Source organism: Parasutterella sp. St.1A3, from assembly GCF_059728705.1.
This window is the reverse complement of record NZ_BAAGFK010000001.1, coordinates 2,016,422-2,036,015: the sequence shown is the minus strand read 5'-3', so window position 1 is coordinate 2,036,015 and position 19,594 is coordinate 2,016,422. Positions and strand designations below refer to the sequence as shown.

Here is a 19,594-nt window from a genome sequence, read left to right as displayed (position 1 = left end):
AAATTTTCGTCCCGAGAGATCATTTATGCAGGATCAAACCACCAGAGCGCACGACATTTTGGCCATATTTTTGGTTTCCATCGCGCATGCGAGCTCCCACTTTTATCATCTTGTCATTCCGTCTCTTTTCCCTTGGATACTTCCGCACTTTAATCTGAATTACCTTCAGGGCGGGACATTGGTTTCGACCTTCTTTGTCACTAGCGCGCTTGGGCAGTCCGCGACCGGTTTTTTGGTGGATAAAATCGGCCCTCGTCTGTCGATGTATCTCGGGCTGATTTGTTTGGCATCAAGCGCTTTTGTTTTAGGTCTTGCTGACAATGTGCCCATGCTGTTTGCGGCTTCGATTCTCGCCGGTCTCGGCAATTCCGTCTTTCATCCGGCCGATTACAGCCTGATGAATTACAACATTTCTCAGCGCTATCTCGGACATGCATTTGCTTGGCACAACATTACCGGTAATATCGGCTGGGCTATTTGTCCCTTCTTCATGGTTCTCATGGCTGAGAATGTCGGCTGGAGAGAGGCCGCTTTTGCGGCTTCGAGCGTGGCATTGATTGTTTTAGGGTTCCAGCTCTTTTTCAGGGATGTGTTCTCAATCGATCAGAGTTCCAAGAAATTCGTTTCTGAAGAAAAGGATAGCGGCGGCGCATTCAGCTTTCTTGCGGTTCCCTCCGTATGGATGTGCTTTTTCTTCTTTTTCTTTACTTCCGGTGCCTTTGGCGTACTGCAAAGTTTCTCGCAATCGATCTTTAGAAATGCTTACGGACTGAACTTGGCCGGAGCTTCGGCCGCGCTGACGGCGTACCTGATTGGTGCGGGCGCCGGAGCACTTGTGGGCGGCTTCATTGCCGGTCAGTCCCGCTTTTCTTCGAATCGTGTTGTCGCGGTCTGTATTGCTTCCTCTGCTCTGATGGCGGTGGTTTTGGCATCCGAGATTCTTGTCGGATACTGGGCTGTTGTTTTGATGTTCCTGATGGGTGCGGGCACAGGAGTTGCCGCGCCGAGTCGGGACATTATGATTCGATCGGCCACGGTGGCAAAGCTTGGTCAGCGATCATTCGGCCGTGTTTACGGATTTACTTACTGCGGAATGGATGTCGGGCAGTCTCTGTCGCCCTTAGTCTTCGGCCCGCTTCTTGATAAGGGCATGTTTTCTCTGGTTCTCTTTGGCGTGGCAGCGCTTCAGACAGCGGCTATTTTCACAGCGCTTCAGGTGTCAGACGGAGAAAAGAAAGCGGATGTTCCGAGTGGGGCCTAGAGCGGCAGTTCGGTTTGCTCTCCGATAGAAAGCGGGAGGAGTGTTTCCGGATTTTCTTCTTCTACCCGGTTTCCGATGGAAACGCCCAGGAGACGGACAGTTTGTCCGCCTCTATCCACGTTCTCGAGCAGTTTTTTCGCCAGTTCAAGGATATGAGGTTTATCGGCCAGAATCCTGTCGGTTGTTTCGGAGCGGGTTATGGTCTTGAAGTTATGGAATCTGACTTTCAGCGTCAGGGAGGTTCCGGAGAAGTTATTCTTTTCAAGCCGGGTTATCAGCCGATCGACGATGCCTTCGAGCGCTTCTTCGAGTTTCTGCAGATTTCCTTCGTCGTGGCTGAAAGTGACTTCGGCCGAGACTTGTTTACGGATTCGGCTTGTCGTGACTTCTCGATTATCGATGCCCCGGGCAAAGTTGTAGAAAGAGATTCCAGCTTTTCCGAACTGCTGATTCAGAAAAGAGATATCTTGTTCTCGTAAGTCTTTTCCGGTTCTGATGCCGAGAGATTCCATTTTCTTTTGCGTCACCGGTCCGACGCCCCAGATGGCTTTAACCGGCAGGCGGTCAATAAAAGCGGCGGCGCGGTCGGGATGAATGACGCAGAGCCCGTCCGGTTTTCTCCAATCGCTGGCGATTTTGGCTAGGAATTTGTTGTAAGAAACACCGGCGGAAACGACCAATCCGACTTCTTCCCGAACATTTTTGCGAATCAGTTTAGCGATCTCCATGGCGTATGTGTATTTCTCATATACGTCGGTCACGTCAAGGAACGCCTCATCGATGGAGACCGGTTCGATGATGTCTGTGTATCTGGCGAAGATCGCAAAGATTTCCTGAGAGATTTTTTTGTACTCTTCCATTCTTCCCTTGACAAAGATCAGGTCAGGACAGAGTTTGAGTGCCTGAGAGGAGGGCATAGCGGATCGCACTCCGAACTTTCTGGCCTCGTATGAAGCAGACGCGACCACGCCTCTGACCGCGTTAAGGCCGACGGCGATGGGTTTGCCGCGTAATTCAGGGAAGTCCCGCTGTTCGACGGAAGCGAAGAAAGCGTCAACGTCGATATGGAGAATTCGGCGGTATCCGTCTTGGCTCATACGGTTTCGTTTCTATAGTTCAAGCGTAGCGACAGAATGGAGTACATCCTTCAATGTTAGGGCCAAGCTCTGTGTTCATCAATGGAGGAGTGAAATTTTTTCGTTAAGATTTTTCGCAGAGGAATCTGTGGTTCATTTAGTTCAGCAAAAAAATCGTTTTTAGATTAAAATTCAACTCCTGTCTGGCCCGATGGTGAAATTGGTAGACACAAGGGACTTAAAATCCCTCGGCGCAAGCTGTACCGGTTCAAGTCCGGTTCGGGCCACCAAATTCATATTTTTCCTAGTTGTGAAAACAATGGAATTTAGAGGAAAAGAAAGTAAATTTCCCTGATGGACACGCTCTTCGGTCCAAACCTCCGCGACATAGCTCTACATTGACTTGAAGGTCATAGACGGTTTAGGGAGATCTAAAAGCTCAAGCATGTCCTGGGCTTTTTTCGATAGCGGCTCTACAACCCAAGTTGCTCTAGTTGGAGCCCTTACAGCTCTCACTCGCTTTAATGCGGATAGTAATTTCTCCACCGAGTCATCGGGAAACTTTAATTCCGAGGTTTCTCTTCTTTTGGCTTGTACGTTTATGGCCATCCTGAGGGATTGGGCAATTATGTGGACCATTATCTCCCATATAGGAAGTTCGAGCTGCCTGCAGCCGATCTCCGTCATTGAGGACTTTAAATTGTCTAAAAGCGATTTCAACAATATTTCTCCGCCGGTAGATTTTCAATGCCTCGATCGGGTCTTCGAGCCAATCGCTGCGGATAACAAAGCGGCCGGCAGTACGCTCCCATAAACGAAGAGCCTCAAAATTCTTCTTCCATGCCTTCTTTTTCTTCACGGGCCTCCTAGCTAAGAGTGAATTTTTAGAGTTGGTATATTGGATAAATAATTTAAAAAACTTATACAAAATCAAATAGTTCAATCGACCAGATCTTATGTTTATACGTTTTACAGGTGTATTTCTATGAAAGAAGAGCGAAAGAATATTGCTTCGAGATCTTAATGACACGAGAGAGATTGCATATTCCTGCGAAGAGCATCCCGAAAGCACTTCATTTTTGTTCAAATCATTAAAACATACAGCCGAGAATATATTTAAATAAATATCGTTTATTTTCAAATAGATAATATGTAGATATATAGATAGCTGATTTAATAATCAGGAATTTTCTTTATTCCAGCCTAGAGAAAAATTACAACCACTCAAAAATGTGAAGGGTTTTACCTAATTTTATACCCCCTGCGAAATAGTAGTATCCAAGGCAATGTATCCCAAGCTATTACTATGTTAAAAAATATCGTATCAGTCCTGCTCTCGTTGTCTTTTGTCTCGTTTTCTGCCTTGGCACAGGATGCTAAGTACAGAGTCGCAGTTTCAGATTTGATTGTCAGTGAAGCAATTCCTGCAAAACAGCAGGAAATTGTCCGAAAATCATCTTTAATTTCAGATGTCGAAAACGCGATTCGTAACGGAAGAAAGTTTGAACTGCTTACCCGACGAGCTGCTCATCTGCAGGCGATTCGAAAAGAACAGGAGTTCGCTCAGTCGGATCTTGCTGCCGGCGATGCGGCTAATAAAGGTGAGTTTTCAAACGCTCAGTCCTTAGTACAGATTGAAGTTTTAGATTTCAATTTCGGCCGATCTGCCAGTAAAGTTCCGAACATCAGCAATAAATACAAAGTTCAGGACGGAGCTCGTATCGAATTGTCCGTTCAGATTATTGACACGAGCAAAGGCACTGTCGTCGCTTCATTCCCGATTAAAGCATCCAACTCCGGCGGTTCCTTTATCGCAAATGGAGTCGGTAGCCCTTCCAGAGCCGTTTTGGATAAAACATTTGAGACTGTTGCCGGTCAATTGGCCAACCAATTGTCCGATACAGTTTTTCCCATCACAGTGCTTCGAGTTCAGGGCAAAAAACTTTTCATAAATCGCGGCAATGACAGCGGTTTAAAAGTCGGAGAGAAATTCATCATTTTTGAACCGGGCGAAGAATTAGTGGATCCGCAGACCGGTGAAAGTCTTGGTTCCGCTGAAACAGAGGTCGGTGAATGCACGGTCTCCAGAATCAACCCTAAGTTTAGCGTTGTTGATGTCACCAGCGGTGATCCTGCCTCGTTTGCTGCGGGATTCATTCTCCGTCGGCCGGTAGCAAACAATAAAAAGAAGTAAGAAATCAAAATGAATCTGAAGAAATTTAAACGTCTGACACTTTCCTTGTTGGTCAGCGCCGCTTTTAGCGCTGAGGTACTGGCCGCGGGAGTAATCACGAAAACGGTTCAAGCTATTGGTACTGGGTCAACTCGACCGGTTGCGGTCCAGGCCGCATTGACTGAAGCGGTTTCTCAAGTTTCCGGTATTTCTCTGAAGGCGCAGATCGCATCGGTCAGTGCCGCGGCTTCGGCTGCGACTATTGAAGAGGATTCCAAAGGAAGATCAGAAGAGTCCAGGTCGTCTGTCAGCGATGCCCTAGCGAGCTCGACAGAAACAAAGACTAAAGGTCATGTGAAATCATTCTCTGTAGTGGATGTCACTGAGGAGCCGAATGGCTTGTTTAAGGCTGTGGTTGATGCGGATATCAGTGTTTATAAAGACGATTCACAGTCCACTAGAAGACGAATCGCTGTTATTCCTTTTTATTACAGAGGAAACACAAAACTTGTTGAGGACTTTGATCAGCGTCTGAGACAGAGTCTGGTGGATTATTTAACCGGAACTAGACATTTTGCAGTTCTGGACAGAGATTTCCAAGGCGATCGACTTGGAGAACTGGCCGGACTTTTGAATCCCGATGTCAAACCCGAGGAAAGGGCGAGGATTGGAAATAGCTTGGGCTCTGACTATGTCCTTGTCGGTCAAATTAATAACTTTGTACTGAAGCAGAACAACAAGCAGGACCCGTATACCAAAGAAATCAGCAAGGTTATCGAGGGACATGTGAGTTTGAGCTGGAGGTTGATTGAAGCGGCCACAGGTCAGATTGCAGCATCCGGCACAGAAGATAAGATCGTAAAACTTAAAAAGCCTGAAGATGTGTATGAACAGGGTGCTGAGGACGGCTATGCCATTGGAGCGAAACTTTCAAACATCATCTATCCGATTATGGCGCTTGCCTACAACAACGGTACTCTGACTTTATCTCAAGGCGGAGACACGGTTAAGGTAGGAGACGTATACAACTTGGTTAAATACGGCAAGGTTCTGGAGGATCCCTATACGGGAGAACCTTTGGCTCGAGATGAAATTAAAGTCGGGCAGGTCCGTATCAGTGACGTTTCTCCGAAAATTTCTCATGCTTCTGTCATTAAGTCGAACGTAGATCTGGTCGGTCTGGTGCCTCGTGAATACATCCTCAGAGCGCTGCCCCGGGAAGAAGCTCAACAGACAAAGAAGAAAGTTGTTAAAACCCAGCAACCTAAGTGGTAATTTCCAATGAATAACTTTAAAAAAATAGCGTTATGCGCGGCCGTCTCGCTTGCAGCTGGTTTATCTGCTCCGGTGGCAATCTCCCAACAGGCGGCTGACGTCAACGTCAGCTCTTCAGCCGCTGCCGCTGCTGTTTCTCACGGTGCAACGGCAATTGTGGCCGCCGACGTTAAAGACGTTAACGAGTCAGCGGACAATAAAGTAAAACGTGCGTACAAGGTTTCTAAAAACCCGCATTTTGAGCTGGAGAAACAGGTCAAGGCTTATCTCAAGGAAAAGAATCTTCGCGCTGGCGGAACAACAAATGCCCGCGGTAAGGTCATCTTTTATAAGGTTATTGATGTTGACGGGAACAAAGCCTCTTCTGATTTTTTCCGCCAGGTTGAATTGGCCTATGAAAAAGCATACTTAAGTGCCCTGAAAGATTTCTCTAATTTCCTGGTGAATAAGACATCCTCGGAAATTTCTTCGGAATTTTTCAATGATGACAGCTCGAACGCCGGTGAATTTAAGAATGAAAAAGCAGAGGGCGTATCTAAGATTCAGGCGATCGGAGAAAAAATACTAGCTCTGTCTGAAGCACACCTCGACCAAGCTTTGCAAAAAGCGGGCGTGGATCCGTCGCAGTACTCGTCAAGACCTAAAGATGAAAAAATTCGTCTCTTAAATGACGTGCTTATTGCTAGGACAAAATCAGCGACGAGTATTCAGATGAGCGGCATCACAATTCTGGATAACTTCATTACTGTTAATGAAGACGGCAAGGCCGCGGTAGCCGTGGTTCTCATGCAGTCTCCAGTCACGCAGGATCTTGCTCTTTGCTTAAAGAACAGAGTTCCGCCGAATCTTAAGGCAGTAGGGGCTCCCCTTGAAGAGCAGCTGCCGGTGAACGATGACGAGAAACTGTCCGAACTCTACGGATCGCGTCTGTTGATAGATGAAAACGGCCCTGCAGTTGTGTCTTTCGGATTCTGGTCTGTTAAGAAGTCCAATAATCCTACAATTCAAAGCCGTCATATCGAAGCCGCTCAGAAACAGGCTTCCGCAATTGCAAGAGCGAACCTTGCACAATTCTTGTCATTGTCCTTCTCTTCTGAAGAGAACGCTTCACGCGGAACTAAAACAGAAGAATACGCAGTGAAAGATGGAAAGACCGGCATGATCGATCCGAGTGTTGTAGAAGCTGCGGTCGAATCTATTGTTGATGAAAAATCTCGTCTTAAAGCCAGCGCTAATCTCTCCGGAGCCAGAAATATTGTTGATTGGCAGTATGAAGATCCTGAAGACGGCCAAATTGTCGTCGGTGTGGTTTTAGCTTTCAGCATGGACAGCATCAGCGCTGCAGCCGGATTAAAAGCTAACCAAAACAAGAGAGTCGCCTCCTCAGCCGTTGAAAAGAATTCCGAATCGAGTGAATCACAAAAGAGCAGAGATGCCGTTTCTAAGAAATCGGCAGTCACCTCTGCGCTAGATGTTTTTTAAACCTACAAAGTCCAGGGAAATCCCATGAAATTAAAAAGAAAACTTCTTATAACAGCAATTTTGGTTTCCGTTGCTGCGATGTCCGGTTGTGCGACGCACAGCGACCGCATCGGAATGACCGGAGAGGCTGAAAGTACGCAAACTTATGCTCAGGCATACCAGCCGGCACGAGAAATGCTGAACTCCGGGAAGGTTGAGGACCTGAGAGCCAAGATGCTGGAAAATGATAAGACTGCTGACGGCAAAGTTCTGACAAATGAAGAAATGAAAGAAAAGCTTCTTGAAACAGCAGGAGAGCTTGCTATTTTGGAAAGAGCTCTTTTGGCTTTGAATGCAGGAAGTCCTGAACGTGCCCGTTTCTTCTTTGATGTTGCAGAAGAGAAGCAGGCTAAAACAGAAAGCAGCGGCGTAACAGGAGCATTAAGTTCGTTCGGCAAGAGCGGCGCGGCAGTTCTGACCGGCGCAGAAGAGATGCGCAATTATGAATTAAGAGGCTATGAAAAAGTCATGCTTCTTAACTACAAGTCGCTCACCTACCTGCTTACCGGAGATACGGAAAAAGCATATAACGTAGCTCGACGCGCTATTGACGTACAGCAGGAAGAGCATGAGAAGTTTGAAAAAGAATTAGCCACTCTCAAAGAAAAAGGAGAAGAGGCTAAAGAATCCGGAACAGAAGTCACCAAAGAACTGGGTAAATACAAGAACGAGATTCTTAAGGACGCTAACAGCACTATGAGCTCCGCAGACGTCAAGAAAGCGAAACTTGTTAAATCCGCGTACGTCAATCCGTTTGGCGACTACATGGACGCGCTTATTCTTGAATTAGACGCAATCGGACAGCAGGCGGCCGATCTTGGCAGCGCGAAGACAGCTTATAAAAAAGCTCTGGAAAATAATCCTTCCTGCGGCGCGGCAAAAGAAGGTGTAAACAATGTAGAGAAGAGAGTTCCGGAAGGAAAGAAAATCGTTCAGGTTATCTTGTCTGACGGCTTCTCACCGGTAAGAGAGGAAAAGACGGCTAAGTTCAAGGTCGGCACTTATGCAGGCGAAATTCATTACGCCGATCTTGAATCTCAGCCGACAAACTTTGGTTCCGCAAGCGTTTCCGTTGGCGGACAGACGAAGAAGATGTCGAGTTTAACCAAGATGGAAAGTTTGATCTATCGTGATGAACTCGATCGTATGCCTTGGCGCCAGGCCATGTTCTTTGCGGCCTTTGCTCGTCATGTCGCTGCCGGCATCGCTCAGGCTGCCGCAGAGAAGAAGGCTGGTGTTTTCGGAACACTGGCAGGAAATATGGTTAGTAAGACGATCGGCGCGGCTCAGCATCCGGACACCCGTTCTTGGATGACTCTGCCGAATCAGATCATGGTTGCTCGCTTTATCGTTCCGGCCAATCAGCAGTCTCTGACGATTACTACCTATAACAAGGCTGGCGGAAAGCTCGCTTCTAAGTCGGTGAAACTGGAAGGCACTGACTCGACAGTGGTTTATGCCACGAGTTACAACAAGAACTTAACGGTTTCCGAGTTCCAGAAAAAAAGTAAGCAGGAAAACTAATGAAAAATATCTCTAGAAAAATTGTGCTGGTTTTGAGCCTGAGTGCAGTTCTGGGCCTTTCAGCCTGTGCAACTCAGGAACCGCCGCAGCCGGTTGCTCTTGAAGATACTTCTGTTTCTGGTTTAACGATCATCTACGGAACAGAGCCTTTGGCCAGATCCGTAGGATTTCTCGGCGGCAAGGTTTATCAGGACGGCAGCCTCAAACGAATGAGCGGCTCTATTAAAAACCTGACGCAAGCGACCTTCCCGGTAGAGTATCAGGTAACGTGGCACGACGTGAATGGTGCTCCGCTGCCGAATGCTTCATCCTGGACCCGTGTTACGTTAAATCCGAGAGCTCAGAAACCGATTTCCAGCTTTGCAAAGGGCACTGAAGGGCAGAGCGCTGTCCTGACGTTTAAGGTTCCTGCCGATGTCGAAATTTTTATTCCGGAGCCTGATCCGGTCGAAGTGATGAGATATCAGCAGGAGCAGGCAGCCAGAAATGCCGCTCAATAAAAATTCAAGGAATTAACTTATATGAAATTAAAACTTTTATCGTTGGTGTTGGCGACTGCTGCTTTAACCGGATGCGCAACAAGCGACAGTTCCAACACCGGATCTTTCCTGCCTATTGGGCGGACTCAAACAGTGTCCATTCAGGATTCTTCTGCAAGAATTCATTTAGATACCAAGGTAGCATTGAATGACATCATTGCTTTTTCTGAGAATCTGACCAACAAGATGCTTGCATCTCCGGTGTTTAAAAACGCCAAAAACAAACCCAAGATTGTGGTTGGCAAACTTAGAAATACTACACACGATGAGAACATTCGAATCCAGGATATTCACGACAGAATTCAAGAAACCCTTTTCAATTCCGGAGTCGTGAGAGTTTTGGACGGATCTGCAACGAATTTCAACTACATTATGCAGACTGAAATTACAGACACCGTGCAGCGTGCACCTGACGGCCAAAAGATGGTCGACTACTCCATGAAAATCAAACTTTTCAACGTGAGCGGCGAACTGGTCGGACAGTGGAGTGATGATCTGTCTTTATTTAAGTCACGGTAACAAGTCATTCGGTCTCTTTTGTGTGAAAAGCGGTTTTACTACTGCAGCAAAAGGGACTGAGCTTGTTATTGGCAGGGATGGATGTGAGTCCGTCCCTATGACTGATGAGAAAAATCGAAGGTCTCTAAATCATTAAGAGCTCGCTTAATGTGGGCTTTTCTCATAACTGGATTTAATAAACGAATTCAGATCATGATTGCCGGAAGGCATGCGGTTTTCGTTATCACGGTCTTCAGAACGAATGTGCAGCGAGCAGATTCCTCGCTGGCGGTACGGTCTTACAAATAAGCCGCAGAATGGCAGCAATCATAGAGCTCACGTCGTTTTCGGACTGTATTTTTAAATACAAAACTGTGCCGAAGATTGAGCTTCAAGGTCTGTTGCTCACATTAGGGAAATCCCTTATTAAGATCAAAACTAAATAGTAAAATCAAATCATGGAAGTTGATTTGATCGCAGGGTTCTGCTAACGCAAATAAGAACGGACGCAGTCAAAGAAGTTGAGAACATAGGAGGCTTTTATGTCGAACAGTTTTTCTTCTAATTCTGTTGTTTGGGTGGACGGCCAGGTAACTCTTCCGAAACACATTCTTAAAGCGCTGGGTATCGAGAGCGGCCGCCGTTCAAATGTCACGTTTATTGTCGAAGACGGTCAGGTGCGCATCGTCAATAGTGCGGAATTCGCAATGAGCAACCTTAAGAAATATCAGCAGGACAGCAAAGAAGCTGCATAAGCAGCTGTCTTCATTCACCCGCATAATTGAGCGCCGTTTCGAGCGCTCGCCCCTTTAAGTTTAGCCTCTGGACCTTATCTTCTGGATGAGGATTACAGGGGCTGTAATTTTTTATGCCGCAGATAAATAATTCCCTGAGAAACTGAATAAAAGCTGTAATTTCATATAATGAAAGAAGAATAAAAAATCCCTCAACTGTCCATTACCCACAAGGAGCTGATATGGATGCATTACTGTCCAATACTGCGGCAATTAATCAGCTGTTGGCACGTTACGGAGTGAAATTCGGAATTTATAAAGATGGGCAGTTCCATGAACAGCTTTTCCCTTTCGATTCACTTCCTCGCGTCATAAGTGCTGAGGAGTTCGCAGAACTGGAGAAAGGCCTTATTCAGCGCGTTGACGCGCTCAACGCGTTTCTCAGAGATATTTACAGCAAAAAGCAGATTGTGGCCGACGGAGTTATTCCCGAAGACTTTGTGTTTTCCTCCGGAGGCTTTTTGCCGGCTTGCGACCAGTTTACCCCTCCTGCGGGCATCTTCTCTCATATCTCCGGGATCGATCTGGTTCAGGCAAAAGATAAGACATGGTATGTCCTCGAAGACAACCTGCGGATTCCTTCCGGGGCTTCCTATCCGTTGATCGCTAGAAGACTTTCACGCATGGCTTCTCCCGAAACCTTTAAAAACAATGCGGTTTCGAGCAACAGCAATTACGGACTCCTGCTTCGTGAAGCAATGGAAAGCGTCAATCCCGGCGGAAAGTGTGTCATTATGACGCCCGGACGCTATAACGCCGCTTTCTTTGAACACAGCTATCTTGCTGAAGTCACCGGTTATCCCCTTGTCATGCACAATGATTTGTTCGTTCAGGACAATAAGCTCTATTTCAAGGGACGTTACGGCGTGCAGCAGGTCGGCGCGGTTTACCGCCGCATCTCCGATGATTTCCTTGATCCGCTGACTTTCCGAGCGGACTCACTCATCGGCGTGCCAGGAATTATGAATGCTTATCGCGCCGGCAATGTCGCGATCATTAACGCGCCCGGCAACGGAGTCGCGGACGATAAAGGCATCTATTACTTCGTGCCGAAGATGATTGAATACTATCTTCACGAAAAGCCGATTCTCAAAAACGCTCCGACTTATCTGCCTTTCTACGAGGAAGACCGCAAGTACGGCCTCGAGAACCTCGAAAAGCTGGTTATTAAAGATGTGGCAGAAGCGGGCGGCTACGGAGTGCTCTTTGGAAAAGATCTTTCTGCTGAAGAGCTTGAAGACTGGAAAGTGCGTCTGCAGACGGAATCTCGACGCTTCATTCTGCAGGAAGTTATCGATTTTATTGACCTTCCGGTATTGGAAGGCGCTGAAGTGAAGGACAGAAAGGCTGATTTGAGAGCCTTTGTCATCACTTCGGCAAACGGAACAAAAGTTTGGCACAGCGGTTTGACACGCTTCTCCCGCGTCGCGGATTCTTTTGTCGTCAACTCTTCACAAGGCGGAGGCTTTAAAGACACATGGGTTTTATCTCGATAGAACAAAGCGATAACCTCTTCTGGTTAGGCCGGTATGCTGAACGTGTATACCGCACAATTCGCTGCTTCGAAGCCTTATGCGACGTGATGCTTGATATTGATGAACAGGCATACAAACCGTTCTGCGCTGCGCTGAATATCCCGAATATCTATAAAGACTCCCTCGACTTCATCGACAGCTATCTGTATGAGCCGCAGAATCCGGATTCTTTATACAGCAATCTGTCGCGCGCTTACGACAATGGATTGGTGCTTCGCAACACCATTTCGTCTCCGAGCCTTTCCTATCTTCAGCTCGCGATGAACTGCATGGAAGAGGGAAGAAGAAATCGGGCAAACGCGCTGGTCGGACGACAGGTTATGGATTACCTGCTCGCGTTCTGGGGTAGTATCGATGAATACGTCGCGTCAGGACAGGAGCGCTGTCTGATCAAGGCAGGACGTTACCTTGAGCGCTTGGATATGCAGATTCGTCTTGGCGAAAGCTGGGAAAGCATCGGAGTGACGCTGGGCAAACTGGAAAGACGCCTTATCGGCGCGAAACTTCTTTACGATACGAATAAATTCAGACTCCTGCTCAACTTCGCTCAGTTGGCAGACGATGATGAAGAAGTAAGAGAAATTGCTTTAGAAAATATAAGAACACTTCTGCTCTAAACAATGAAAAAATACCTCTATATGCTGCGCGCGGATTTGTTTTTTTCCGAGCCGGTCACCGAACATACTTTTGTGCTTCGTGCGCTCCCCGTGAGCGACGTGACTCAGGAAATTACCCGAGCATCACTGACTTGCCAGCCAAACGCGCGCCTCTCCAACGGAACCGACAGCCAGGGAAATAATATTTCCCTCGGCTATATCGCGGAAAAACATTCGACGTTCTCCTTCTGCTCAACCGGAGAAGTGCAGCTGAATCCGCAGCTTCGAAGCCGCGAAGGCGCCTATCCGTATTATCGGTACCCGACAGCGCTGACCCGTCTGAGCGGCGGCTTGGAAGACTATTATCTGACGAATCAGATTTCGGGGACTCCGACAGAAAAGGCCTACCACTGGATGGATCTTCTTTCACGCGATCTTCGCTACGAAAAGGGTGTGACAACCACCGAGACGAATGCGGCGGCCTGCTGGGAAATCGGCGCCGGTGTCTGTCAGGATTTTACGCATGTCATGCTTTCGCTCTTACGCGCTGACGGGATTGTCTGCCGATATGTGGCCGGCCTTCTCAAGGGTGAGGGCGCGACACATGCGTGGGCTGAATATTTCGACGGAGAGTGCTGGATTCCGATTGACCCAACACACAACCGAGTCTGCGGCAATGAATATATGAAAATCTCTCATGGATTGGACTTTAGCTGCTGTGCGCTTGAAAGAGGAATTTTCCACGGAGGCGCTCATCAAAGCATGTTCTCAAAGTGCGCGTTGACAGAGATCTGAAATGATTGAAAACGTTGTGACGGTCAAACTCCCCGTGGGTGAGTCTTTGGTGATTCGTAAAAACCGACATGAGCCGGCCGCTGCGGGAACTAAAAAACTCAAAAGACTCTGCATAGTCTCGGGCACCCACGGCGACGAGCTTGAAGGCCAGTGCGTCTGCTACTTTCTCAATAGAATTCTGAAGGAAAATCCTCAGCACCTTAATGGGATTGTCGATATTTATCCTGCGCTCAATCCGATGGGTATTGATACGATTCAACGGGGCTTCCCCGGGTTCGATCTGGATATGAACCGAATCTTCCCGGGAAGCGCTGACGGAGCGCCGACCGAGTGGGTCGCGAGTCGTTTGATGGATGAATTTGCCGGTGCGGATTTTGCGATCGATATACATGCAAGCAATATCTTTCTCCGAGAAATTCCTCAGGTCAGAGTCAATATCACGACGGCTGACTCACTGGTTCGTTACGCCAAAATGCTCGACGTGGATTTTGTGTGGGTACATCAGGCCTCAACCGTTTTGGAGTCGACACTGGCCCACAGTCTGAATTCGATCGGAGTGAAGACTCTGGTAGTAGAGGCAGGCGTCGGTATGCGCATTACAGTCGATTACTGCCAACGGCTCACAAACGGCATACTGAATCTGATGAAAAACGAGGGCATGTGGACTGGTCCGGTGCGCCCCGTAAGCGCTCCGATTATTTCCTTGGACCGTGCGGTCAGTTTTGTTAACGCTTCTGTCCCGGGTGTGTTTATTCCGAGTGTCCGACACAGTGACAATGTGAAAAGAGGCGAAGAATTCGGAACAATTGTGGATCCGCTGACAGGAGAAGTTCGTCAAAAATGCGTCTCCGAAGTTGACGGGCTGCTGTTTACTTTGCGTGAGTATCCGATCGTTAATGAGGGCTCGCTTATCGCAAGAATTCTTCAGGAGGCGTCGCGATGAGAGAAGAACTTCTTTATCGAATGGAGTCAGCCTATCGGGAGGACTTCGAAATTAAGGCCTTCCATTTCGGAGGAACAGAAAAGACGCTTTGTATCGTCGGCAGCCTTCGCGGCAATGAAATCCAGCAGCTCTATATTGCCGGCTGTCTGGTTAAGAGATTCAGAAAGCTGGAGGAAGAAGGCAGGATCTGCCGAAAACACGGTCTCACGGTTGTTCCCTGTGGTAATCCTTACTCTTTAAATGTCCGCAAGCGATTCTGGGCGATGGACAACTCCGATATTAATCGGATGTTCCCCGGTTATGACAAGGGTGAGACGACACAGCGTATCGCCGCGGGCCTTTTTAATAAGATCCAGGGATACAAGTACGGTGTGCAGCTTTCATCCTTTTATTTGCCGGGGGACTTTGTTCCGCATGTTCGCATGATGCGCACAGACTATCAGGATATCGGTCTGGCTCAGCTCTTCGGTCTTCCGTTTGCGGTGCTGCGCAAACCGATACCGTTTGATACCACAACGCTGAATTTTAACTGGCAGGTTTGGGACACAAAGGCGTTTTCTCTTTACAGCCGCTCAACGGATCGGATCGATCCACAGGGTGCAGAGCTTGCGGTATCAGCGGTCTGCCGCTTCCTTGCGCGAATGAATGTGATTACGGACAACGTTTACGGCGGTTATGAATCAACCGTACTCTTAGAGGAAGAACTGCTGACCGTCAAGTCTCAGGCTTCCGGATTGTTTGTGCCGCTCGTCAGTTCATTCACTTCCGTGGAGAAGGGCCAGCCGCTCGCCAATATCATTGATCCGCTGAGCGGAGAAATTATTTCTCAAGCCGTTTCTCCGGATGTGGGCATAATCTTTTTTGCTAAGGACGACTCTCTGGTCATGGAGAATGAAATTCTCTTTAAAATTGTGGGCAAGCTTCACAAGTAACAGAGAGAATCAATGGCTGATGAAAGTTATAACGTTCCGAACCTCGCCGACGGCGAGGTTTTTCGGGTTGAGCAGACTATCAAGCGCAGCCGTTTCATAACTTCAGTCGGCCGTACTGACAGTGTGGAATCAGCCAAAGCTTTTATCGAAAAAATTAAAACGGAATTCGCGGACGCCCGCCATAACTGCTGGGCCTATTGCGCTGGCGCAGCCGGTTCCTCCGATCGTGTCGGCGCAAGCGACGACGGAGAACCGCACGGAACCGCAGGGCGTCCGATGCTGACCATCGTGACGCACAGCGGAATCGGAGAACTTACGGTGGTTGTGACACGTTATTTCGGCGGCATCCTTTTAGGAACGGGCGGCTTGGTTAAAGCCTATCAGTCAAGCGTCAAGATGGCGCTTGAAACGCTCCCGATTCGTAAAAAAGTGCCGGTAGAAGTAATCACGCTCAGTATTGAACACCGATTTATCAACCAGTTTCTAAGACTCCTTGAAGACTTCGAGGGGCGTGTCCTCAGTAAAGAATTCGCGATGGATGCGGAGTTCTCTTTAGAAGTGCCGAGAGACCGCGCTGATGATTTTTGCAAAAAAATCGAAGAAGTCACAGCGGGCTCTCTCCTGCTTGAGCGGGAAAAGAGAGCGGAATCCTAGTCTGTCAAAGCGGTCGCCGAATTGAACTTCGGCGGCCGGACGCTGTTTAACTGACGAGAAGACGAATGTTGTTTGCGGAAAGCTTATCCGCAATATCTCGGTAAGCGCTCTTATTTTCAGAAGATGATTTCACCAGAACAAATCCTTCCGTTATGGCCTGCGGAGCAATGAGCTGCGTGCGGGCAAGCTGAAGTGCCATGGCAAGCCTTGATCGTTCTTGTTCAGAAAGTGCGGAAATCGGAGAAATCGTCGGACCGTTTAAAGTGGAACTGGTTTTGACGAGCAGACTGCTGCCTTGGAAACGAAGCTTAAAGCCGGCCTCTAAGAGTCCGAGATACTCGTTAGCGAACTGAACCAGTAGTTTGCGGGCCAGTTCAACCGGGTTTTCAGGATGCTCGGACGTACCGATCAGAGACTTCCAGCCCTGAATTTGTTCACTAAGGGAAGTAGATTCTTTTTCTTCGCGTCTTCTTCTGTTTCTGTTGTTAAGATTGCTGGCGACTTTCTCCCGCAGAACTGCGGCTTGCCCGCTTACGACGTGGAACTGATCGCTCTTCTGATTCAGAATTTCATCGAGCTGAGATCGTGTGAGATGCGTCAGTTCAAGTTTTTCAAGTCCCGCAAGCTCTTCTTTCTTTTGATCGAGCTGCGTCTCGTAAGTTTTAAGCCTTTCGCTGAGTTCAGTGCTCTGACGTTCAAGTTCGCTGAGCTGTGTAGACGAAATCACGGAAGAGAGGAAAGTGACTTCGTTCGGGAAACCGTATTTGTTCAGGTTCAGCACAAAGTTAGCGGAAAGCTCAGCCACCTTCAGCTGAATCTCGTTTCGCTCACCTTCAAGTGAATCAATTTTTTCCAGGTTTTCATTTAAGGCGTTCTGTCTGGCTTCGTAGACGGTCTGAGCCTCGTCTTTAAGCCGCTTCGCGTTCTCGCACTCGGACTCTATCGCACCGATAAATTCGTCCGGGCTGTGGTTGGCGATGGCTTCGTGACGATCCTTCTGCAGTTTTTTGAGTTTCTCTGCAATTGCTTCGAGGTTCGTTTCGATGTCTCCCACAGTCTTTTTCTGGACGGTATAAAGCTCGTTCTCACTGCGAAGCTGCTCCGCATCTTTAGCGATAGCCGCAGAGAGCTCTTCATGCTCGCTACTCCACGCAAGCCACTGTTCGCGCCGTTTCACCAATGTCGGGAAGTTCTGCTTCTGCATGGCCGGCGTCGAGGCTTTAAGGCCGTAGCGGGCAAAGGTGCGCTCTAAAAGTCGGGTTGTGTTGACGCGGGCAAGCTCGGATTCTTTTTCTTTTTTGTAGAGCTGCTGGAGTGAATCCGAATCATTTTTAATGGTCAGTTCCAAAGAGTCGCAGCTTTGACGAAGTTTGCGAAGTTCTTCTGACGTTTCGGAAAGCGCTTCTTCTAAAGCGGCTATCTGCTCTAAACCTGCGTCAATTTTTTCTAACCGGGTTTTGAGATCATCGCGCCGATTGACAAGTGCTGTCTGCTTCTGGCGAATGAGCGGTCCCCATACGATGGGCTTTTTCTCTCTTAATCCGGTCAGTCCGAGCTCAGCGGTTTCGCTCAAAATAAAATCTTTTTCGCTTTCGAGTTTTTTCGTCAGATCGCTGAGCCTGGTTTCGTGCTCGTTTAAGCTCTGCTGCAAAGCGAGGTGATCTGCCTCTAAAGATTCTTTGGTTTGTTTTGCGGCAGCCGCTTCAGCTTTTGCTTTTTCAAGTTTCTCAGCGGTGTTGGTGTCGAAATGAAGACCGGAGGCATAAGGATGATGAATCGCGCCGCAAAGCGGACATGGTTTTCCGTTCATGAGCTCGCTTCTGGCCTTTTCATAAGAGAGGACCTGAAGATAGAACGCATGGGCTGAGGAGGTTGCTTCAACCAGAGCCTGCTTATCCCGCAATGTCTGGATTGCCGCGGACAGTGAGAGCGACGAGATGCGAAGGGCATGCTTGGTTCCCTCGAGCAGCTCTTTCTCCTTAACTTGTTCTTCGTGATCCATGGCCAGAAGAGAAATTCGTTCGACCATTTCATTGACCTTGGCAAGATGCGCTTCACGCTCGGCGAGTAGGACATGAAGCGATTCGGGGGAGTCATGTCCGACCGTTTTAATGAGAATTCGCTTTTTTGTCGTGAGTTCGCTCTGCAGCGAAAGTTCTTTCGCTTTTTGCTGAGACAGTGCGGCTTGTGTTGCGGTCAGCTGAGAGCGGTTGAGTTCGATTGTTTTCTGAAGTTTGCGCTGATCTTCCTGAAATTTTTCAATATTGCTGTTTTCATCCTCGATGATCAGGAGCTCTCTTTCATATTCGTCGAGCTCGGAGACAAGCAGCGAGTCGCTGCTCTGTTCATTCATCTTTTTAGCAAGCAGCTGCTCGCGCATATTGGCTTGAGAAAGCAAAGCTTTCAGTCGGTTAACGTTTTCCTGAATCAGACGCAGTGCGGTTTGTTCGCGAACCAAACTGTCTTTGGTGTTCTTCTGTTCAATTGAAAAAGAAGAAATATCCTCATCAAGCGTACGCACTCTTTCGACAATCGTGCGCTTTTCATGGAATTCTTTTAGCGTGAGCTGGTAGTTCTTATCCGCTTCGTTCAGTGCTGAGGCGGCCGAACGAACTTTTTCCGACAGAAACGGCGTAGTTTTCTTCAGGTCGGATAGATCTTTCTGGATTTCTTTTTCATGCTCCCTCTGCTGAACGATAACGTCGTATTCGGGCTGGAGCTTGTCCGCTTTCCTGGCCTTCTCGAGGACGGTTTGCTTGACGCGGAATCGGGCGATGTCCGCATCAACGACGGCCTTCTGTTTGGAGAGCTTAGAGATTTCCTCCTTGAGTAGAGCAATTTTTCCAACCCATTCAATTTGGGACTGATTTTTTTGAACGTCGCGCTGAAGCGCGGCAAGTTCCTGTTCCGTTCGCACGAGCATCTGGCTGAGGTTTTGCTCTTCCTCCTGAGAAACCGCGGGAATGGAGGCGATGACTTTCTCGGAAGCCTGAAGCATCGCTTCTTTTTGTTTCACGATGCCTTCTGCCGCGAGCTGTAGTCGCTGAGTGTCAGTGTTTGGCGCGCTCAGGCATGATCCAAAAGCAAAAATGCCGTCACTGGCAGAAAGTTTATGGTTCCAGTGTTTCGCGTCTAAGAAAATTGCGCTGAAAAATTCTTCTGAAGAGAGGCTGGTCAGCTGTGAAATTTTCCATTTGGCTGAAGAGTCGTCTTTTTTTGTCAAAACGGCTTCCGAGCCGTTCCATTCAGCATCGAAAATTCCCTCTGAGGATTCGAGCTCAGCCCGCACTGACTTAAATTCAGTGCCGCCGTCTTGATCGGAGCGTCCGAATAGGGCGAGCCTCAGGGCGCGTGCCGCGGATTCCGCATCCGCGCTCTTTTCGGCGAAGTAATTTTCCTCAACCGTGAAATCAACATGAAAAGGAGATCCCGAAAAATCTGAGGGAACTGCCTCTAAAGAAAGAATTTTCATGCTTAC

17 protein-coding genes and 1 tRNA gene are annotated in these 19,594 nt (G+C 48.1%); 15 read left to right on the top strand and 3 right to left on the bottom strand.

Features of this window, described 5'->3' with window-relative positions:
* Positions 1 to 25 precede the first annotated feature (25 nt).
* The gene (locus AC6I1F_RS09450) at positions 26 to 1,261 is read left to right on the top strand and encodes an MFS transporter (RefSeq protein WP_289162975.1); all 1,236 of its coding nucleotides are present in this window, start codon (positions 26 to 28) and stop codon (positions 1,259 to 1,261) included.
* On the opposite strand, the gene dinB is transcribed toward AC6I1F_RS09450, so the two are convergent.
* On the bottom strand, positions 1,258 to 2,358 hold the full coding sequence (gene dinB / locus AC6I1F_RS09445; RefSeq protein ID WP_289162972.1) for a DNA polymerase IV: 1,101 nt from the start codon (positions 2,356 to 2,358) through the stop codon (positions 1,258 to 1,260). The genes AC6I1F_RS09450 and dinB overlap by 4 nt on opposite strands.
* A gap of 184 nt (positions 2,359 to 2,542) precedes the next feature.
* On the opposite strand from dinB, the gene AC6I1F_RS09440 reads away from it, so the two are divergent.
* Positions 2,543 to 2,627: transfer RNA gene (locus tag AC6I1F_RS09440), tRNA-Leu, on the top strand.
* 260 nt (positions 2,628 to 2,887) lie between these two features.
* Here AC6I1F_RS09440 and AC6I1F_RS09435 read toward each other — a convergent pair.
* Positions 2,888 to 3,196, bottom strand: a complete 309-nt coding sequence (locus AC6I1F_RS09435; protein WP_289168515.1) for a hypothetical protein — start codon at positions 3,194 to 3,196, stop codon at positions 2,888 to 2,890.
* 447 nt (positions 3,197 to 3,643) lie between these two features.
* Here AC6I1F_RS09435 and AC6I1F_RS09430 point away from each other — a divergent pair, with 447 nt between their 5' ends.
* The 13 genes from AC6I1F_RS09430 (at position 3,644) to AC6I1F_RS09370 (ending at position 16,116) form a co-directional block, all read left to right on the top strand.
* The gene (locus AC6I1F_RS09430; RefSeq protein WP_289162969.1) at positions 3,644 to 4,531 is read left to right on the top strand and encodes a hypothetical protein; all 888 of its coding nucleotides are present in this window, start codon (positions 3,644 to 3,646) and stop codon (positions 4,529 to 4,531) included.
* A gap of 9 nt (positions 4,532 to 4,540) precedes the next feature.
* Positions 4,541 to 5,785 carry a hypothetical protein gene (locus tag AC6I1F_RS09425; RefSeq protein ID WP_497801758.1) on the top strand — a complete coding sequence of 415 codons (1,245 nt, stop codon included), beginning with the start codon at positions 4,541 to 4,543 and terminating at the stop codon, positions 5,783 to 5,785.
* Positions 5,786 to 5,791: 6 nt separating this feature from the next.
* Positions 5,792 to 7,267 carry a DUF6844 domain-containing protein gene (locus tag AC6I1F_RS09420; protein ID WP_289162968.1) on the top strand — a complete coding sequence of 492 codons (1,476 nt, stop codon included), beginning with the start codon at positions 5,792 to 5,794 and terminating at the stop codon, positions 7,265 to 7,267.
* Positions 7,268 to 7,291: 24 nt separating this feature from the next.
* Positions 7,292 to 8,830: a COG3014 family protein gene (locus tag AC6I1F_RS09415; RefSeq protein WP_289162966.1), complete on the top strand. Its 1,539-nt coding sequence runs from the start codon at positions 7,292 to 7,294 to the stop codon at positions 8,828 to 8,830.
* Positions 8,830 to 9,330: a DUF1425 domain-containing protein gene (locus tag AC6I1F_RS09410; RefSeq protein ID WP_251570116.1), complete on the top strand. Its 501-nt coding sequence runs from the start codon at positions 8,830 to 8,832 to the stop codon at positions 9,328 to 9,330. The genes AC6I1F_RS09415 and AC6I1F_RS09410 overlap by 1 nt, the downstream gene beginning before the upstream one ends.
* Before the next feature lie 21 nt (positions 9,331 to 9,351).
* Entirely contained in the window at positions 9,352 to 9,888 is a 537-nt protein-coding gene (locus AC6I1F_RS09405; protein WP_160334916.1) for an LpoB-related protein, read from the top strand.
* A 521-nt stretch (positions 9,889 to 10,409) separates the two neighbouring features.
* Positions 10,410 to 10,622 (top strand): AbrB/MazE/SpoVT family DNA-binding domain-containing protein, encoded by a 213-nt coding sequence (locus tag AC6I1F_RS09400; RefSeq protein ID WP_160334917.1) that lies wholly within the window; start codon positions 10,410 to 10,412, stop codon positions 10,620 to 10,622.
* 221 nt (positions 10,623 to 10,843) lie between these two features.
* Positions 10,844 to 12,157, top strand: a complete 1,314-nt coding sequence (locus tag AC6I1F_RS09395; protein WP_289162964.1) for a circularly permuted type 2 ATP-grasp protein — start codon at positions 10,844 to 10,846, stop codon at positions 12,155 to 12,157.
* Positions 12,139 to 12,813: an alpha-E domain-containing protein gene (locus AC6I1F_RS09390; protein WP_289162962.1), complete on the top strand. Its 675-nt coding sequence runs from the start codon at positions 12,139 to 12,141 to the stop codon at positions 12,811 to 12,813. Before AC6I1F_RS09395 ends, AC6I1F_RS09390 begins: the two co-directional genes overlap by 19 nt.
* A gap of 3 nt (positions 12,814 to 12,816) precedes the next feature.
* Positions 12,817 to 13,587: a transglutaminase family protein gene (locus AC6I1F_RS09385; protein ID WP_251570113.1), complete on the top strand. Its 771-nt coding sequence runs from the start codon at positions 12,817 to 12,819 to the stop codon at positions 13,585 to 13,587.
* A 1-nt stretch (position 13,588) separates the two neighbouring features.
* Complete coding sequence (locus AC6I1F_RS09380) at positions 13,589 to 14,530, top strand: M14 family metallopeptidase (protein WP_160334921.1); 942 nt, start codon at positions 13,589 to 13,591, stop codon at positions 14,528 to 14,530.
* A complete protein-coding gene (locus AC6I1F_RS09375) occupies positions 14,527 to 15,462 on the top strand; it encodes a M14 family metallopeptidase (protein ID WP_160334922.1) in 936 nt (311 codons plus the stop codon). The genes AC6I1F_RS09380 and AC6I1F_RS09375 overlap by 4 nt, the downstream gene beginning before the upstream one ends.
* A 12-nt stretch (positions 15,463 to 15,474) precedes the next feature.
* Complete coding sequence (locus AC6I1F_RS09370) at positions 15,475 to 16,116, top strand: YigZ family protein (protein ID WP_160334923.1); 642 nt, start codon at positions 15,475 to 15,477, stop codon at positions 16,114 to 16,116.
* Positions 16,117 to 16,162: 46 nt separating this feature from the next.
* Here AC6I1F_RS09370 and AC6I1F_RS09365 read toward each other — a convergent pair whose 3' ends face one another.
* Positions 16,163 to 19,588, bottom strand: a complete 3,426-nt coding sequence (locus tag AC6I1F_RS09365; protein ID WP_160334924.1) for a coiled-coil domain-containing protein — start codon at positions 19,586 to 19,588, stop codon at positions 16,163 to 16,165.
* Positions 19,589 to 19,594 lie beyond the last annotated feature (6 nt).

Bases quoted from the DNA above. Each gene is read 5' to 3' on its own strand.
- AC6I1F_RS09395 (WP_289162964.1), top strand. From the start codon at position 10,844: ATGGATGCATTACTGTCCAATACTGCGGCAATTAATCAGCTGTTGGCA.
- AC6I1F_RS09425 (WP_497801758.1), top strand. From the start codon at position 4,541: ATGAATCTGAAGAAATTTAAACGTCTGACACTTTCCTTGTTGGTCAGC.
- AC6I1F_RS09420 (WP_289162968.1), top strand. From the start codon at position 5,792: ATGAATAACTTTAAAAAAATAGCGTTATGCGCGGCCGTCTCGCTTGCA.
- AC6I1F_RS09405 (WP_160334916.1), top strand. From the start codon at position 9,352: ATGAAATTAAAACTTTTATCGTTGGTGTTGGCGACTGCTGCTTTAACC.
- AC6I1F_RS09385 (WP_251570113.1), top strand. From the start codon at position 12,817: ATGAAAAAATACCTCTATATGCTGCGCGCGGATTTGTTTTTTTCCGAG.
- AC6I1F_RS09415 (WP_289162966.1), top strand. From the start codon at position 7,292: ATGAAATTAAAAAGAAAACTTCTTATAACAGCAATTTTGGTTTCCGTT.
- AC6I1F_RS09380 (WP_160334921.1), top strand. From the start codon at position 13,589: ATGATTGAAAACGTTGTGACGGTCAAACTCCCCGTGGGTGAGTCTTTG.
- AC6I1F_RS09390 (WP_289162962.1), top strand. From the start codon at position 12,139: ATGGGTTTTATCTCGATAGAACAAAGCGATAACCTCTTCTGGTTAGGC.
- AC6I1F_RS09370 (WP_160334923.1), top strand. From the start codon at position 15,475: ATGGCTGATGAAAGTTATAACGTTCCGAACCTCGCCGACGGCGAGGTT.
- dinB (WP_289162972.1), bottom strand. From the start codon at position 2,358: ATGAGCCAAGACGGATACCGCCGAATTCTCCATATCGACGTTGACGCT.
- AC6I1F_RS09410 (WP_251570116.1), top strand. From the start codon at position 8,830: ATGAAAAATATCTCTAGAAAAATTGTGCTGGTTTTGAGCCTGAGTGCA.
- AC6I1F_RS09375 (WP_160334922.1), top strand. From the start codon at position 14,527: ATGAGAGAAGAACTTCTTTATCGAATGGAGTCAGCCTATCGGGAGGAC.
- AC6I1F_RS09365 (WP_160334924.1), bottom strand. From the start codon at position 19,588: ATGAAAATTCTTTCTTTAGAGGCAGTTCCCTCAGATTTTTCGGGATCT.
- AC6I1F_RS09400 (WP_160334917.1), top strand. From the start codon at position 10,410: ATGTCGAACAGTTTTTCTTCTAATTCTGTTGTTTGGGTGGACGGCCAG.
- AC6I1F_RS09430 (WP_289162969.1), top strand. From the start codon at position 3,644: ATGTTAAAAAATATCGTATCAGTCCTGCTCTCGTTGTCTTTTGTCTCG.
- AC6I1F_RS09450 (WP_289162975.1), top strand. From the start codon at position 26: ATGCAGGATCAAACCACCAGAGCGCACGACATTTTGGCCATATTTTTG.